Source organism: Roseovarius sp. 10, from assembly GCF_033100315.1.
In the GTDB taxonomy this organism is placed as follows: domain Bacteria; phylum Pseudomonadota; class Alphaproteobacteria; order Rhodobacterales; family Rhodobacteraceae; genus M30B80.
The window spans coordinates 559,320-574,461 of sequence record NZ_JAWLVH010000001.1; the positions used below are offsets into that span (position 1 = coordinate 559,320).

Below are 15,142 nucleotides of genomic sequence, written 5' to 3' on the forward strand. Positions count from 1 at the left end.
GCTGCTTATGACCAAGAAAATGCTCTTTAGCACTGTTGCACTGATGGCGATGTCTGGTGTGGCCCTCGCCCAAGATAGCGAATTGACCGTGTTCGATTATTCGGGCTTTGAAGAACCTGGTTACCACCAACCCTATATCGACCAACATGGCGCAAGCCCCAGCTTCGTGTTCTTCGGGGATGAGGACGAAGCGTTTCAGCGTCTCGTCTCTGGGTTCAAATCTGATGTGACCCATATTTGCGCAGGCTCCGTGCCGCGGTGGCAAGAGTCGGGCATCATCGAACCATGGGATCAGAACCGCATCGCGGCCTTTGACAATCTCGATGCAAGCCTGGTGGGCCAAGATGTGCTTGCGGGCACGTCTGAATTGTTCTTCCTGCCCACCGATTACGGCACGACCGCGATCACCTATAACACCGAGGAAGTGACCGCCGAACAGGTGGCCTCCTTGCAGGTCTTCACTGATCCCGCCTTCGCAGGCCGCTTGTCGATCCCTGACAATGTGGATGACGCCTATGCGCTGGCCTATCTGGCGACAGGCGTGACCGATTGGACAAAAGCCACAGATGCCGAGTTCGAGGCTGCCACCGAATGGCTGCGTTCGATCCACGAAAACCTGCGCACCTATTGGACCGACCCCGCCGAATTGGGCCAGTTGATGGCATCGGGCGAGGTTCTGGTGGCTTGGGCATGGAACGAGGTGCCCGTAGCATTAGCCGATGAAGGCTTCCCCGTTGGGTTCGAGCGTAACACGGTCGAGGGCACATCCGTCTGGCTCTGCGGCTATGTGAATATGGCCGATGCACCAGGGTCCGAGGATAAGGCCTATGACTTCGTCAACGCGATGCAGTCCGAGGTGTCAGCACAGCCCCTGCTGGATGGCGGCTTTGGCACCGCCAATAGCGCGGCCCTTGCCGCCCTTGGCGCAGAAACGCTCGAGGCCAATGGCTTGGGCGAAGTGACCGTGCCCGTTCTGGCACAGCTGCCCATCAGCAACGACCGCCGCGAAGCACAGGCCGAGGCCTTTGTGCGGATCAAAGCAGGCTTCTGATTAAGGTCAGATGGTGGACATGAGACGAGCGCCCGAAAGGGCGCTCGTTTTTGTTTGGGGGGCACTCGGGCCAGCCCGTGAAGTCATCGACCGCATTAAAAATCAGTGTTTTGTATCTTTAGGTGACCGCATCATCCACAAGCCACGCACATCTTCGTGTAGTGGTCCTTCCCAACCTCTTCGATGAAACTTATGGCTGCTTCGGCCGCACGAATAGCTTCTTCAAGAGTAAGGTTCGGCAGAGTGCCAAGGCCGTCTATTGTGCCGTGTGACTCAATTTGCACGAGCCGCTCGAGGGCGCGAACGTCGAGCTTGTCTTTCACGGTATCGTGGTGGTCCATGAGCGCGCCTGCAAAACTCGACTGTCCGGGAGAACAGAAGGTTGCGAACATCTCTAAAAGCTTTCGAGTCGCATTGGGAAGCAAGAACACATAATCTGTCGTCCCTTTGCGAGCTGCATCCCGAACCAAACTGAAGAGGTAATGATACTCGCTATCATAGTTCACCAGCAACGTGTGCATAGTGGTCAGCGAGGTCACGCGCTCATCCCCATTGCCAGAATTCCGACAGTCGAGCGACAAGAGCGTGGTCACCTGTTTAGTGGCATCCCGCTTCTGAAGGGTTTTAAACTCGCGCTTCACCATGTTCATGAAGCTCGTGTTGTGGGTGAGAACGATCACCTGAGCGCACTTCTTGGTCATGCGGGTCATCAGACTATAGGCATGGGTTCGAGCGGCGGTATCGAGACTCGAAATCGGGTCATCAATGACCAGTACGAGATCTTCAACCTTGCGATCCTCGGCAGCAAGTTGTGTTAGGAAGTAGCAGAAGGAAACCGCTGTCCGCTCTCCTTCACTGAGCTCTGTTGCAGGTTTTCCGCTCGGGCGAAGGATTTTATAGCCGCCAGCTTCGGCGACTAGGCGAAGTTCTTTATGCCCTAGGTAGGCCCATATGAGCTCGTTCAATTTGTCCGCGCCAATACCGTTGTCCTGTAGATCGTTGAGAAGTTCTAGCTGACGTTCGGCAAGACGCTTTTCGTCTGTTTGGGCAGCCTTGAGCTCCTCTTCAGCGTCCCGCACTGCCTTCTGGAAGCGGCTCCAACCACCTTGGTTAGTCGCCAACACGTGTGCTTCGATTTTCGTGAAGGCATCCTCCTGCATTTCGGCAAAAGTCGTGAAGGCTTCGTTATGCCTCTTAACGACTTCAGTCAGAGTGGTCTCTACGGCTATATAATTCTGCACCCACTCCTCAATGTTGAAATCGGCGATGTCTCCAGTGATGGCGACTTCTTTAGTGGGGTTTGCCGCCCGCACGCCGAGCCCTTTGATAAGCTCCCCGACATGAAGGCCAAGCTGCTTAATAGCGGCTTCAAAAAGCACTCGGTTCTCTACAAAATCCTTCCGCTCTTCCGCGGTAACCTCTGCCTCCTTCGGAATAGACCTATAGAGGTCTCTAAGAGCTTGTTGATGTGCCTGCCCTTGCCTCACAGCGTCTTCTAGGACGCGCAAAGCCTCTGTCCACGATTTGTCGAACACACGCCGGAGCTGCGCTCGTCGCTCTTCAGAGAAAGCGTTACCACAAAGCAAGCAATCGCTCACACTGTGTTCGTCATAATAATGGAGCCCTTCTTCTACCCAACGAAGAGCATCAGAGTGAGCTTCGAACTCCTTCAAGGCGATGCTAGATACGCTCTGAGCAAGCAGAGCTTTGCCAGCCGTGAACCAATCAATTAGGCTAGCAGGAAGGCTTGGGAAGAACGAAAGCGTTGGCAATGGTTGCCGCTGAGCAAGCACTTCTTGGTTTTTTGTCAGCTCTTCTTCGGACAACTTCCTTCCCGCGCCGAAGGATACTTTGGAGTAATGCCCTTGAATTTTTCGAGCGTCGTAGGACTGTGTGTATATGCTTGATGAAGCGACTTCTCGGATGTTGCGAGCCACTCTAGTTTTGAAGTCCGATAAGTCTTTATCAGCTTTGGCCTTCGCCTTTTCTTTAGCCTTAGCCTCCTGTTTTGCGACTGCAAGTTTCGGCGTTACTTCATCAAACTCTTTTCGGGCATCGACTTTCTTTTCGCTAAGATATGCAATTCCCTTCGTGCTGCTCCTATCCCACTCAAAGTTTCTCGACACAAAATCCGTATTGAAGACTAGCAAGTTATTGCCAAACGGATTTGAAGTTGATTCTTGCGTAACCACAGTGCCGTCTGAGGTCTCTATGCTAAAAGTCGTTTCGGCAGGCAGCCGAACCTCTAGCCCCCCCCGCTCAATCGAAGAAAATAACCTTGAAAGAGTGGTCTTGCCTGAGCCGTTAAACCCATAGAGAAGGGTTCTTGGCGCAAAAGTAACTTCCGCAGAAGCGGAGAAATTCTTCCAAACGCCCGCATTTTTAATTTGCGACACCTTAGAAATGATGATCGAACGCTCTTGCATTGCAAAATCCTTAAACGTTTTTCATACACAAAATGTATGTTACTTTATATCCTCATTCCATCCCCCCTTCCCATCCGCCCCCACAGCGCCTATATTCCACCTGCTCCCTTCGGGGGGCTATGGACATAAACGCGCTCGTAATAAGCGGATCGGACCCGGGGGCGGTACCCGGCGGCTCCACCATACCCCGTCATTTGCGGATCATGGGGCCGAAATAGGATCGACGAACGTCTAAAGGGGTTAGCTTTGTCTCGGTGAGATACCACCGTTATCGGTTCAAATCGTACAGTTGCAAATGACAACCGTGCTCCGGCAATGGCTCTGGCTGCGTAAGCAGTTCGGGTCGCCGAAACTAAGCCCTTGCGCCTAGCCGCGTAAGGCGGGGTCCGCAGGCACCTGGCAACAGAAGCCTGCACTTCCCCCCCGATTTCCAATCAAGACGCGGAAAAGATTTTCTTGCAAATGCAAGGAAAAGTGATCCACTCCCCCGTCCCCACCGAATAAGAGGAAAGACAGGGCTTGGAAGGGTCAGATGGGCATCGTTGATATTCTAAATTTCGCGGCGGGCGCGATCACCATCGCCCTTGGCGCGCTTGGGTGGTTGGCCACGCGTTGGACGATGGATGTGCTTGATATGCGCGCAGGCCCCACCAATATGGCCTATACCGAAGTCTCTGCCGCCTCGGGCTGTTTGTTTGTGGGCCTTGGTCTGGGCGCGATCTTGATCAATGACCCGCTGGCATGGGTTGTGGTGGGATTGGCCTATGCGGGGGCGGCGCTTGGTCGGATCACCTCGATCCTGCGCGACAAGGCGTGGTCGCGTCAAAGCCTGACCTTTTTTGGCTGCGAAGCGGGATTGGCCGCGTGGTTGATCCTCGCAAATAGCTGAGGCGCGGGCCAAAACCGCGCTTTCTTTCCGTTCCGAATCTTCTATGCTTGGGGCTGCAGATGCAGCAAAGGCAATGATGATGAGTTCGAGTTCCAACGCCTCTATCCCCTATGGTCGCTTGATGCATCACGCGATGCGCAAGCTGATCCAGACTGTGCTAGAGGATGTTGCGGATAACGGCCTGCCCGGGAACCATCATTTCTTCATCACCTTCGCCACGGGCCATCCTGATGTGGAAATGGCCGATTGGCTGCGCGAGCGCTATGACGCAGAAATGACCATTGTGATCCAACATTGGTATGACGCGCTTGAGGTGGATGAGGACGGGTTTTCCATCGTTCTGAATTTTGGCGACAACCCTGAGGCGCTGCGCGTGCCTTTTGACGCGATTGTCACCTTTGTTGATCCTTCGGTTGAATTTGGTCTGCGGTTTGAATCGGTGGAAGCCGAAGATGACACCCCTGATCCAGACACCCCCGCCGAGGATGACCCCGTCACAGACCCCGACCCCGCCCCGAAAGGGGCCAAAGCGCAGGGCGAAGTGGTATCTCTGGATCGGTTCAGAAAAAATACCTGAAATTTGTGGGCATCCCGCATATTCGACATAAATAAATTACAATAACCCTGCATCGGATGCGGTATGAACAAAGATCTGCGCCTATTCCTCTCTCAGATTGTGTCAAAACCTCATCAGGTTGTGGCATTGGCCCCCTCATCGGCGGCGCTGTGCCAAGAGATGGTTGCAGGTCTTGATCCCAATAAAGGCCCCGTGATCGAATTGGGCCCAGGCACGGGCAATATCACCCGCGCCATTTTGGGCCGTGGCATTGCCCCGCAGATGCTGCATTCGGTTGAGATGAACCCCAACTTTTGCACCCATCTGCGCGAGAGTTTTGCAGGGGTGAATGTCCATCACATGAGCGCCTGTGATCTCGACAAGTTGGGGTTAAACAATGTGCAGGCCGTGATCTCGGGTCTGCCGCTCCTGTCGATGCCCATCGAGGTGCAGCGCGATATTCTCAAAGGCAGTTTCAACAGCCTCGCGCCCGAGGGCAGCTTTGTGCAATTCACCTATGGGCCAAACCCTTCGGTGAATGCCGATCTGCGCAAAGAGATGGCCCTGTCATGGACACGCAGCGATAAGATTTGGCGCAACCTGCCCCCTGCCCGCGTCTATCGCTTTACGAGGCCGATGCACTAAATTCCCCGTTGCGATTAAGCGGCGCAGGCCCTATTTGGTATGCAACAGCATACTGGAGGATCTTTGATGACCCAAACCCGCACCGAATCCGATAGTTTTGGCCCGTTGGAGGTTCCTGCCGACCGCTATTGGGGCGCGCAGACACAGCGCAGCCTGATGAACTTCCCCATTGGGTGGGAGAAACAGCCCGTTGCCATCGTGCGTGCCCTTGGGGTGATCAAACGCGCCTGTGCCGAGGCGAATAAGGCAAGCGGCAAGCTGCCCGCGGACTTGGCCGATGCCATGATCACCGCCGCGCAAGAGGTGATCGATGGCAAGCTTGATGATCATTTCCCCCTTGTGGTGTGGCAAACAGGCTCTGGCACGCAATCCAACATGAACGCGAATGAGGTGATCTCGAACCGCGCGATTGAGATTTTGGGCGGTGTGATTGGGTCGAAAACTCCCGTTCACCCCAATGACCATTGCAATATGGGGCAATCGTCTAACGACACCTTCCCCACCGCCATGCATATCGCCGCCGCAATGACCGCGCGCGATGTATTGCTGCCTGGCCTCGACAAACTGGCCACCGCCCTTGAGGCGAAGGCCAAGGAGTTCAAAGACATTATCAAGATTGGGCGCACCCATACCCAAGATGCGACCCCGCTGACCTTGGGGCAAGAATTCTCGGGCTATGCGCAGCAAATCCGCAATGGGATTGCCCGTATCGAAATGGCCCTGCCGGGCATTTACGAGTTGGCGCAGGGCGGCACAGCGGTTGGCACTGGCCTGAACACCGATAAAGGCTGGGACACCACCGTTGCGGCCAATATGGCGCGGATCACGGGCCTGCCCTTCATCACCGCGCCCAATAAATTCGAAGCCTTGGCCGCGCATGACGCGATGGTCTTTATGTCGGGCGCGATTAAAACAACGGCGATGGCCGCCTATAAGATCGCCAATGATATGCGCTTCTTGGGCTCTGGCCCGCGGTCTGGCCTTGGGGAATTGATCCTGCCCGAAAATGAACCAGGCAGCTCGATCATGCCCGGCAAAGTGAACCCAACACAGGCCGAGGCGATGACACAGGTCTGCGCCCATATCTTGGGCAATGATGCCGCGATTTCCTTTGCGGGCAGCCAAGGCCATTTTGAATTGAACGTCTATAACCCGATGATGGCCTATAACCTGCTGCAATCCATGCAGCTGTTGGGGGATGCTGCCGATAGCTTTACCGAGCGTATGCTGAAAGACACACAGGCCAATGTCGAGCGGATCGAAAAACTGATGCGCGAAAGCCTGATGTTGGTCACCGCGCTTGCGCCCACAATCGGTTATGACAATGCCACCAAGGTTGCGAAAACTGCGCATAAGAATGGCACCACCTTGCGCGAAGAGGCCATTAATCTGGGCTTTGTCGATGGGGAAACCTTTGACCGCGTGGTCCGCCCCGAAGATATGATTGGCCCCAAAGGCTAATCACTGCTGCATTTTCATCACGGATGATGGGGTGCCTCTTGCAGGCACCCCATTTTTCTTGCCAAATCACTGATGAAACCGCCAGATAGCCACCTTGCAAAGAGTGACGAGTATGAGCCAGATCATCAATCTACGCCGCGCGCGCAAGGAAAAACAACGCATGAAGAACCGCGAACAGGCATCTGAAAATGCTGTAAAATTTGGCCAATCAAAGGCTGAGAAATTACTCGCCGCCACGCGCGAGGCGCGTCTACGCGAAGTGTTGGATCAGCATAAACTGACCCCCGATTCAGAATATGATGCAGAATGACTGACCGCCCCAAAAAGCGTTCCCTCACCTTGCGCGGGCATCGCAGCTCCGTCTCATTGGAGGATCCGTTTTGGGAGGAATTCTGCGCCATTGCCGCTGCGCGCGGGCAGTCGGTGAATGCCCTAGCCGCAGAAATAGACGAGGCCCGTGGATTATCCTCGGGCCTTGCCACGGCGATTAGATTATTTGTCCTGAAGGAACTGCGCGCTCAAAGAGACGCGCGGTAAATCTTATCAATATTCGCCCCAAGTGCCGCGTTAAATTCGGCATCGGATTGCGCCACATTTAAGCCTTCGGTCAGGGCACGGCTAAAGCTTGCTATCATTTTTGGGTTTTGCGACAGGCGCGCACAAGCGTCATCTGTGCTATAGCCCCCCGACAGGGCCACCACCCGCAAGACACGGGGGTGATCGGCCAAACCATCATAAAGCCCTGCTTCATTTGAAATGGTCAGCTTGAGCATCACCTCCTGGCCAACGGCCAGTTGATCCAAATGGCGGGCAATGGCATCGCGCAATAGGGTTTCCGCCTCGGATTTTGTATCTGCGTGAATATTCACTTCTGGCTCAATAATCGGCACCAACCCTGCTGCGCAGACCTCTGCCGCAAGATCGAATTGTTGCGCCACGACCGCCTCGATGCCACCAGCATTGGCGGCATGGATGACCGAGCGTTCCTTGGTGCCAAAGACGCCAAAGGCGCGCGCATCTGACAAAAGTGCCGTTAAGCCCGAAATCGGTTTAAGAAGCTGCACATCATCGCGTGTCTCTTCCAAGCCTTTGTCGATTTTCAAAAACGGCACTACGCCCTTATCGCGCCACAGAAGTTCTGACACAGGCGTGCCGTTGATCGTGTCGCGCATGGTGCGCTCGAACAGGATCGCGCCTAGGATTTTCTCGGCGGTGAAATCGCGCGCCATAATGATCCGTGCGCGCATCTGATGCATCAGCGCAAACATTTCCGCCTCGCTGCTATAAGCATCTTCCGTGATGCCATAAAGCGCCAGCGCCTTTGGGGTGGAGCCGCCCGATTGATCCAAAGCGGCGATAAAGCCTGCATCCGTCATGATGCGCGTGCGCATGTCTTGGAACATATCAAACATCGTAAAACCGCCTTTTTCTAGCTGCGCCTTTTGGCTGCATACGCCAATAAAACAAGGCTGCATAGGGGCATGGGCGATGTTATCGCTACCGTTAGCGCTGCGTGATATTTAGCCAAATCCCATTGGCGGCGCGCAAGGTGAGATGGGCCACAGGGCGCGGAGGGGCGCGCCCTTCGATCAAGTCGAACCGATAGGCGCGGGCCAGCATAGCCAAGAGCACAACCCCCTCGACCATTGCAAAGCCCGCGCCTGTGCAGATGCGCGGCCCCGCTGAAAACGGCAAATACGGCCCCCGCCTGCGCCCTTTTTCCCATCGGGTGGGGTCAAACTCATCAGGATTGTCCCACAGCCGTGTATGGCGGTGGATATGAAAGGGCGAGATGACCAATTGCGCCCCGCGTTTGATCACGCGATCTCGAAACCGCTCGGGGCGCGTGGCTTCGCGCACCATCATGGGCACGGGCGGATAAAGGCGCAATGTTTCGCGAAACACATCGCGCGTGACGGGCAACTGAGACAGCACCGCAAAATCACATCCCCCCTCTAGGGCGCGCGCCTCATGGGCGATACGGGTCTGCCACTCAGGGTAAAGTGCTAAAAGGTATATGGCCCATGCCAACGCACTGGCCGATGTTTCATGACCCGCCAGAAAGAAAATCGCGACCTGATCCACCATTTCATCAGGCGAGAAGCCCTGCCCCGTTTGCGGGTCATGCATCGTCAAAATCTTGGTTGCCAGATCATCTGGGGCCTGCCCTGCGGCAATCTCAGCCACGCGCTTTTCTGTCATCCGCGCGATCAAGGTGCGGATATCGCGCGCGGCCCGTTTGGTGGATTTTGCAAAGCCACGTGGCATAAATCGCGGCATAAATCGCGGAAATGGCAAAAATGCCGCCAAATTCACCAAGGGCTGCGTTCTTTGATAGGCGCGAAACCCGTGAAACACGGATTGGGCCGTTTGATCCTCAATCGGAACTGAAAACAAGGTGCGAAAGATCACATCAGCCGCAGCGTGGCTGGTCTGCGCCTCAATCTCGACCTCGCCTTGCGGCAGCCGTGCCACCGCAGCCTCGGCAGCGGCCCAGATTGCGGGGAATGTGGCCCGCAGGCGCCCCCCCTCGAAGGCAGGGTCTATGATACGGCGCTGCCGCTTCCATGTCTCACCATTGGTCAGGAATACTGAATTCCCCAAAAGCGGGCGCAGGCCTTCGGAAATGCGATCAGATTTTGGAAAATCATCGGGACGTTCTTTCAAGACCAAATCAACCAAATCGGGTTGGTTCAGCAGGTAAGAGCGGAAAAACGGGGTGCGAAATTCCGCCATCCATGCGTGGTAAAGGCGCGCGGGCTGCGCAGACAGGATATCGCGGCGAAATAGCCGCAGATATTGGAGGAGGCCCACCCGATCCGCGCGGGCGGGCGGCTTGGGGGGGAGAGGCGCGTTCATGTTACACCCCGATGCGGCGACACGGCCCGCGTGATCCGCGAGGGCGATGGCGTGCGCCCACTATAGCGGGCAGCCAAACTTTGCCCGCCTGCGGTAAGCGCGAAATAATCATAATCCCCGCCCCCATCAAACGCGTTGAGATATTGAAAATGCGTCTCGAACAGCCGCCACCGCAGCGCCGCCCATGTGGCGGGTGTCAGGGTTTGAGAAAAGGCGGCAGAAATGACAAGCGGCCAAGATTGGTTGTCAGGGGCCACGCCAGACACAGCCACAGGATCACAGAGCGCAAAGCAGCACCCATCGGCAGGCGCGCTGATATCGACCCATGTCAGGGCCTGATCGGTGCTTAGCGCCGCCAGATCGCCGCGCAAGCGCGTTGCGCGTGGCAAAAAGCTGACCATCGGCACGACATGGCCCAAGGTCAACAGCGATAGCGCGGAATGCGCCCCTCCTGCGCGGCGCAAATCCGCCATTAAGGACACTGCCAAATACGCGCCCGAGCTGTGACCGATCAGCAAAACCTCGTCATAGTCAGCAAGACAGGCGGCGGCGAGTTTGGCCTGAAACGCCGCCAAGCGCGCCTCAAGCGCGGGCGGGTAAGCCCCATCTTCCCGCGCGGCATAGGCATAAGCATCAATCAGGTAATGCGCAAAAATCGGGTCTTTTCGGGCGGCCAGTGACAATGCGGCATAACCTGCCACGCCTCCAACAAGCGCGCCAATGGGGCCAAATTGTGCCCCTGCTCCCACCAGTAGCGCAGCAACCAATAATTCAGTCAGCAGCACCAAGACAGGGTAAGAGATCGCAATCACGGGCCCCTTGCGCAGCGAGAATAAGGGCGCAATCGCCCCAGCCCGAATATAGGTCATCGCCGCACGGGTGAGATTAACAAAACTGCGCCAAACACCGCCCCCACGCATTTCTGCGCGCACCAAATCAGACCATGCCAGAACCTCAATTCGTGTTTCGCATTCCTGCCCCTCGATCACCGCATCCACGCGCCATGCGTGGCTGCCATCCGCGCTGATTTGGATCACATGGCCTGAGAGACGGGCCTGTTTCGCGGCCTCGCGGCGATACCGTTCGCGCAAGGCGCGTGGCGGCGCAGGGTCAAACCCTGGCACAAAGAACACCGCCCTACGGCGCACGATATGACCCACCCTATCCATGCGGCCAGACTATCGCCGAAAGAGTGAAAATTGCTATATGAAAAAGAAACCTTTAACCAAGCGAACCAAGGGCTGGGAAATTCTCTAAAAGCCAGAAAGAAAAGGCGGAAAACGCACCCGTCAAAAGGGCAAGCCCCACGACAATCAAAAGCGCGCCCATCAGCCGCTCGATCAGCTTCATATGGCGCTTGAGCCGCGCCATGACCCCCATCGCACGCTCAAGAAACAGCGCGCTTAGCAGAAACGGAATCCCCAAGCCTGCGGCATATACCCCAAGTAAGATTGTGCCGCGCGCAAGGCTGGCCTCATTCGCGGCCAAGGTCAGGATCACGCCAAGCTGCGGGCCGATGCACGGCGTCCAGCCAAAGGCAAAAGCCAAGCCCAAAACATAGGCCCCAAGTGCAGACCCGCCCCGATCACCCGCATCAAGCCGTGCTTCGCGATCCAACATCGGGATACGGAAAACCCCTAAAAAATGAAGGCCAAACACGATGATAACCGCGCCTGAGATACGGGACAAAAGAATTTGGTTTTGCAGAAAAAACTTGCCGAAAATCGAGGCGGTAAAGCCCAAAAATAAAAACACGGTCGAAAGGCCCAGAACAAAAAACAAGGCCGCAACGACCGCACGATTGCGTCCCCGCCCCTTAGCCTCGTCTAGGCTGATCCCGCCCATATAGGCCAGATAAGGTGGAACAATGGGCAACACACAAGGGCTGAGAAAACTCAGCACCCCTGCGGTTAACGCCACTAAGACCGCGGGCAAAAGCGATGCGTCATATAAATCGATTCCGAACATGAGTTTGGCTTTAGGGTATTTTTGCCCCTGCGTCACCCATGGCCTGTCTGCGCGGGAGATCACATTCTTGTGGACGGCAGGCAGGCCCGCAGGCTAAGCCACACCCCATGCAAGACCAACCCCCATATGAGATTGAAATTGATGCGCGCGATTTGCGCTGCCCTCTGCCTGTTTTGCGTCTGCAAAAGGCGATACGGGCGGCGCAGATCGGCGCGGTGGTCAAGCTCTGTGCCACCGATGCGATGGCCCAGATTGATGTGCCGCATTTTTGTGCCGAGGCGGGCCACGCCCTCATCTCATCTCACCAAGAGAATGGCACCTATACGTTTTTTGTGGAAAAACGCGGTTAAGTGAAAACCGTAAACGCGCGGGGATCCCAACTGACGCGGGCGCGCGCGCCGACCTCGAGAACGGGGCGGCCTACAACATTACGCATAGAAATCCGCACAGGGCGCGCTGCCCCGTCAAGGCGCAAATCATAATAGGTCATATCGCCATAATAGACGACCTCATCCACCACACCTTGGGCGGTTCGCGCGGATTTGGGATCATCGTCAAAGAGGATCGACAAGGTTTCAGGGCGCAGCCCAATAGAAACGGCCCCCGCAGCGCCTGATCCAACCACTTGCTCGGGGGCGATCTCCGCGCGGCCAAGCCCCGCGATATCTACAGACAAACCGCCCGAGTGTTCCAAACTGCCCTCAAGGAAATTCATCATCCCGATGAATTCCCCCACCCTACGGCTGACAGGGCGGCGATACAGGCGCTCGGGGTCATCCAATTGCGCGATCTCGCCCTCGAACATCACCGCGATGCGATCAGACATGACCAAAGCCTCTTCTTGGTCATGGGTCACAAGGATAAAGGTAATCCCCACTTCGCGTTGCAGTTTGATCAATTCAACCTGCATCACCTCGCGCATTTTTTTGTCTAAGGCCGAAAGCGGTTCATCAAGAAGCAAAACCTTCGGCTTTAGGATCAGGGCACGGGCCAAGGCGACACGCTGCCTTTGCCCGCCCGAAAGCGCATGTGCCGCGCGCGCGCCATAGCCCCCAAGGCCCACCATTTCCAAGGCCTGCCCTACGGCGCGTGTCTTATCCACTGTAGACATCCCCGATTTTCGCAAACCAAAGGCCACGTTTTGCTCGACATTCAAATGCGGGAAAATCGCATAGGATTGAAACACCATATTGGTGGGGCGATGGTTTGGCGCCACCCCCTCCATATTCTTGCCGCCAAGCATGATCGCGCCTGAGGAGATCTCCTCAAAGCCCGCAATCGCGCGCAAAAGCGTGGTCTTGCCACAGCCTGATGGCCCGAGCAGCGAAAAGAATTCACCCTGCCCGATTTCGGCCGTGATGCCCCGCAGCGCATGATAATCGCCGTAATATTTGTGGACATTCTCTAGACGGATGATTGGCTCTTGCTTGGTCATAAAAACCCTCCAACATCGCGCTTGCCTGCACGGCGCAGGCCACGGCGGCGGAAATATTCGGCAGTGATCAACAGAATAATCGACAACGACACCAACAATGTGCCAAGCGCCATGATCACAGGAACCCGCGCAGGAAAGCGCAGCAAACCCCAGATATAAACGGGCAAGGTTGGCTCATTCCCAGACAGGAAGAAGGCGATAATAAATTCGTCCAGACTGATCGTGAAGCAGATCAAAAGGGACGCAATGATCCCAGGTGCGACAAGCGGCAAAGTGACAAGGCGAAACGTGCTGAGCGGTGTTTCGCCCAAATCCACAGCCGCCTCTTCCAGGCTTTTGTCCATATTGGCAAAGCTGCCTTGCAGGATCGCAATTGAAAACGGGGTGCAGATCAAAACATGGCCCGCAATCACCGACCAAATCCCCGTGGACAGCCCCGCTTGGATCAACACGACCAATAAGGACACCGCCACGATGATTTCGGGCAGGACCAAGGGCAACATGACAAAGCCCACAATTCCCCCTTTGGCAGGAAAATTATACCGCGTGGCCGCGCGTGCCGCGAACAGGCCAAAACAGGTCGACAAGACCGCAACCGAAACCGCGATAAAGACGGAATTGCGCGTGGCTTCAACCAAGGCTTGGGTGGTGAAAACCTCGATGAACCAGCCAAAGGTAAAGCCCTGCAACGGGAAGGCGATGACGGTGCCCGAATTGAAGGCAAATAAAGGCAAAAGCACAATCGGTGCGTATAAAAACACCAAATAAAGGATCACATAGATCTTAAGGCTTTGCCCCTTCATTTCGACTTGCCCCCGCGTGTCCACCGCAATGTGCCAAGGATCATCACAAGCGAGACAAACCCCACCATCAACATTGCCAGAACCGATAAGGTCGCCCCCATCGGCGCGTTATTGAGGCGCATGAATTGTGTTTGGATCATATTGGCAATCATCGTGCCATCCGACCCGCCCACAAGACGCGGGGTGACGTAATCGCCGATTGTCGGAATAAACACGATCAAAACCGCCGCCAAAACACCCGGCATCGCAAGGGGCAATGTGACGCGCAAAAACACCATTACGCGATTTTCTCCCAAATCGCGCCCCGCCTCATGCAAGGATCTATCTATTTTCTCAAGACTGACGAAAATCGGCAAAATCGCAAATGGGGCGTAAGCATGCGCCAACGTAATAACCACGGAATTGGCCGAGTAGAGGATCCAGGCCAAAGGCTCGTCTATCACACCAAGGCCCACCAATGTGCCGTTTACGGGCCCATCATAGGCCAAGATCACCCGCCACAAAAACACGCGGATCAGGTAGCTTGTCCAAAACGGGATTGTGATCAAAAACAACCACAAGGATTTGCGTTCTGGGGCCACATAGAAAGACACGAAATAGGCCACGGGAAAGGCCAATACGACCGTGATAGCCGTCACCGACAACGATATACGCAAAGAGCGCGACAGCAATTCCATATATAGCGGGTCTGTGAAGGCCTCGCGGTAATTCGACAAAGTAAAGCTGCGATCAATCGTCATGAAATCCTGCGTCCAGAAGGAAAACAAAACAATCGCGGCCAAAGGCGCCGCCAGCAGCAAAACCGCGTAAATGAATGGGGGCGCGATCAGAACCATTCCTTTGGTCTCATCGCGGCGCAGGAACCTTCCCAGATCAAAGGATCGGGCCATTTATATCCCCCAAATTCGCCCCTAATCAGGGGTGCATAGCATTCGACCTTTAGAAGAAATCAATCTTTGCGCAAGGGATTCGATGCGTGAAGGCGCAAGATCGGGCGCTTGCGCGAATATTCTGCACAGTCGTGCCGCACCATTGCCTACGCCTTGGCC

Annotated in this window: 16 protein-coding genes and 1 other RNA gene; 9 read left to right on the top strand and 8 right to left on the bottom strand. The window is 55.6% G+C overall.

The window, feature by feature from the left end; genetic code table 11:
- Positions 1-7 precede the first annotated feature (7 nt).
- On the top strand, positions 8-1,051 hold the full coding sequence (locus RYZ18_RS02790) for an extracellular solute-binding protein (protein WP_317654852.1): 1,044 nt from the start codon (positions 8-10) through the stop codon (positions 1,049-1,051).
- Between the two features lie 131 nt (positions 1,052-1,182).
- Here RYZ18_RS02790 and RYZ18_RS02795 read toward each other — a convergent pair whose 3' ends face one another.
- Positions 1,183-3,477 carry an AAA family ATPase gene (locus RYZ18_RS02795; RefSeq protein ID WP_317654853.1) on the bottom strand — a complete coding sequence of 765 codons (2,295 nt, stop codon included), beginning with the start codon at positions 3,475-3,477 and terminating at the stop codon, positions 1,183-1,185.
- A gap of 63 nt (positions 3,478-3,540) precedes the next feature.
- Between RYZ18_RS02795 and ssrA the strand changes: the two genes are divergently transcribed.
- From ssrA to RYZ18_RS02830, 7 genes are all read left to right on the top strand, one after another.
- Positions 3,541-3,894: a transfer-messenger RNA gene (ssrA, locus tag RYZ18_RS02800) on the top strand.
- Positions 3,895-4,009: 115 nt separating this feature from the next.
- Positions 4,010-4,366, top strand: coding sequence for a DUF4345 family protein (locus RYZ18_RS02805; RefSeq protein WP_317654854.1), 357 nt, complete (start codon positions 4,010-4,012; stop codon positions 4,364-4,366).
- Positions 4,367-4,445: 79 nt separating this feature from the next.
- A complete protein-coding gene (locus RYZ18_RS02810) occupies positions 4,446-4,943 on the top strand; it encodes an SspB family protein (protein WP_317654856.1) in 498 nt (165 codons plus the stop codon).
- Between the two features lie 63 nt (positions 4,944-5,006).
- Positions 5,007-5,567, top strand: coding sequence for a methyltransferase type 12 (locus RYZ18_RS02815; protein ID WP_317654857.1), 561 nt, complete (start codon positions 5,007-5,009; stop codon positions 5,565-5,567).
- Between the two features lie 66 nt (positions 5,568-5,633).
- Positions 5,634-7,028, top strand: a complete 1,395-nt coding sequence (gene fumC, locus RYZ18_RS02820; RefSeq protein ID WP_317654858.1) for a class II fumarate hydratase — start codon at positions 5,634-5,636, stop codon at positions 7,026-7,028.
- A 112-nt stretch (positions 7,029-7,140) separates the two neighbouring features.
- Positions 7,141-7,338 (top strand): DUF4169 family protein, encoded by a 198-nt coding sequence (locus RYZ18_RS02825; RefSeq protein WP_317654859.1) that lies wholly within the window; start codon positions 7,141-7,143, stop codon positions 7,336-7,338.
- Positions 7,335-7,565: a ribbon-helix-helix domain-containing protein gene (locus RYZ18_RS02830; RefSeq protein WP_317654860.1), complete on the top strand. Its 231-nt coding sequence runs from the start codon at positions 7,335-7,337 to the stop codon at positions 7,563-7,565. The genes RYZ18_RS02825 and RYZ18_RS02830 overlap by 4 nt, the downstream gene beginning before the upstream one ends.
- Here the strand turns inward: RYZ18_RS02830 and RYZ18_RS02835 are convergent.
- The 4 genes from RYZ18_RS02835 to RYZ18_RS02850 form a co-directional block, all read right to left on the bottom strand.
- Complete coding sequence (locus tag RYZ18_RS02835) at positions 7,547-8,440, bottom strand: fructose bisphosphate aldolase (RefSeq protein ID WP_411567070.1); 894 nt, start codon at positions 8,438-8,440, stop codon at positions 7,547-7,549. The two genes, RYZ18_RS02830 and RYZ18_RS02835, sit on opposite strands and share 19 nt — an antisense overlap.
- A gap of 91 nt (positions 8,441-8,531) precedes the next feature.
- Complete coding sequence (locus tag RYZ18_RS02840; RefSeq protein WP_317654861.1) at positions 8,532-9,887, bottom strand: cytochrome P450; 1,356 nt, start codon at positions 9,885-9,887, stop codon at positions 8,532-8,534.
- Positions 9,884-11,056 carry a hypothetical protein gene (locus RYZ18_RS02845; RefSeq protein ID WP_317654862.1) on the bottom strand — a complete coding sequence of 391 codons (1,173 nt, stop codon included), beginning with the start codon at positions 11,054-11,056 and terminating at the stop codon, positions 9,884-9,886. The genes RYZ18_RS02840 and RYZ18_RS02845 overlap by 4 nt, the downstream gene beginning before the upstream one ends.
- Before the next feature lie 52 nt (positions 11,057-11,108).
- On the bottom strand, positions 11,109-11,855 hold the full coding sequence (locus RYZ18_RS02850; RefSeq protein WP_317654863.1) for a cytochrome c biogenesis CcdA family protein: 747 nt from the start codon (positions 11,853-11,855) through the stop codon (positions 11,109-11,111).
- 107 nt (positions 11,856-11,962) lie between these two features.
- Here RYZ18_RS02850 and RYZ18_RS02855 point away from each other — a divergent pair, with 107 nt between their 5' ends.
- Positions 11,963-12,205, top strand: coding sequence for a sulfurtransferase TusA family protein (locus tag RYZ18_RS02855; protein WP_317654864.1), 243 nt, complete (start codon positions 11,963-11,965; stop codon positions 12,203-12,205).
- Here RYZ18_RS02855 and RYZ18_RS02860 read toward each other — a convergent pair.
- The 3 genes from RYZ18_RS02860 to RYZ18_RS02870 are packed head-to-tail and all read right to left on the bottom strand — an operon-like array spanning position 12,202 to position 14,983.
- The gene (locus RYZ18_RS02860) at positions 12,202-13,290 is read right to left on the bottom strand and encodes an ABC transporter ATP-binding protein (protein WP_317654865.1); all 1,089 of its coding nucleotides are present in this window, start codon (positions 13,288-13,290) and stop codon (positions 12,202-12,204) included. The two genes, RYZ18_RS02855 and RYZ18_RS02860, sit on opposite strands and share 4 nt — an antisense overlap.
- On the bottom strand, positions 13,287-14,093 hold the full coding sequence (locus RYZ18_RS02865; RefSeq protein ID WP_317654866.1) for an ABC transporter permease: 807 nt from the start codon (positions 14,091-14,093) through the stop codon (positions 13,287-13,289). Before RYZ18_RS02865 ends, RYZ18_RS02860 begins: the two co-directional genes overlap by 4 nt.
- A complete protein-coding gene (locus RYZ18_RS02870; RefSeq protein ID WP_317654867.1) occupies positions 14,090-14,983 on the bottom strand; it encodes an ABC transporter permease in 894 nt (297 codons plus the stop codon). The genes RYZ18_RS02865 and RYZ18_RS02870 overlap by 4 nt, the downstream gene beginning before the upstream one ends.
- Positions 14,984-15,142: the final 159 nt, after the last annotated feature.

Bases quoted from the DNA above. Each gene is read 5' to 3' on its own strand.
- RYZ18_RS02845 (WP_317654862.1), bottom strand. From the start codon at position 11,056: ATGGATAGGGTGGGTCATATCGTGCGCCGTAGGGCGGTGTTCTTTGTG.
- RYZ18_RS02830 (WP_317654860.1), top strand. From the start codon at position 7,335: ATGACTGACCGCCCCAAAAAGCGTTCCCTCACCTTGCGCGGGCATCGC.
- RYZ18_RS02805 (WP_317654854.1), top strand. From the start codon at position 4,010: ATGGGCATCGTTGATATTCTAAATTTCGCGGCGGGCGCGATCACCATC.
- RYZ18_RS02790 (WP_317654852.1), top strand. From the start codon at position 8: ATGACCAAGAAAATGCTCTTTAGCACTGTTGCACTGATGGCGATGTCT.
- RYZ18_RS02795 (WP_317654853.1), bottom strand. From the start codon at position 3,477: ATGCAAGAGCGTTCGATCATCATTTCTAAGGTGTCGCAAATTAAAAAT.
- RYZ18_RS02870 (WP_317654867.1), bottom strand. From the start codon at position 14,983: ATGGCCCGATCCTTTGATCTGGGAAGGTTCCTGCGCCGCGATGAGACC.
- RYZ18_RS02850 (WP_317654863.1), bottom strand. From the start codon at position 11,855: ATGTTCGGAATCGATTTATATGACGCATCGCTTTTGCCCGCGGTCTTA.
- RYZ18_RS02835 (WP_411567070.1), bottom strand. From the start codon at position 8,440: ATGTTTGATATGTTCCAAGACATGCGCACGCGCATCATGACGGATGCA.
- RYZ18_RS02865 (WP_317654866.1), bottom strand. From the start codon at position 14,093: ATGAAGGGGCAAAGCCTTAAGATCTATGTGATCCTTTATTTGGTGTTT.
- RYZ18_RS02825 (WP_317654859.1), top strand. From the start codon at position 7,141: ATGAGCCAGATCATCAATCTACGCCGCGCGCGCAAGGAAAAACAACGC.
- RYZ18_RS02840 (WP_317654861.1), bottom strand. From the start codon at position 9,887: ATGAACGCGCCTCTCCCCCCCAAGCCGCCCGCCCGCGCGGATCGGGTG.
- RYZ18_RS02815 (WP_317654857.1), top strand. From the start codon at position 5,007: ATGAACAAAGATCTGCGCCTATTCCTCTCTCAGATTGTGTCAAAACCT.
- RYZ18_RS02860 (WP_317654865.1), bottom strand. From the start codon at position 13,290: ATGACCAAGCAAGAGCCAATCATCCGTCTAGAGAATGTCCACAAATAT.
- RYZ18_RS02855 (WP_317654864.1), top strand. From the start codon at position 11,963: ATGCAAGACCAACCCCCATATGAGATTGAAATTGATGCGCGCGATTTG.
- RYZ18_RS02810 (WP_317654856.1), top strand. From the start codon at position 4,446: ATGAGTTCGAGTTCCAACGCCTCTATCCCCTATGGTCGCTTGATGCAT.
- fumC (WP_317654858.1), top strand. From the start codon at position 5,634: ATGACCCAAACCCGCACCGAATCCGATAGTTTTGGCCCGTTGGAGGTT.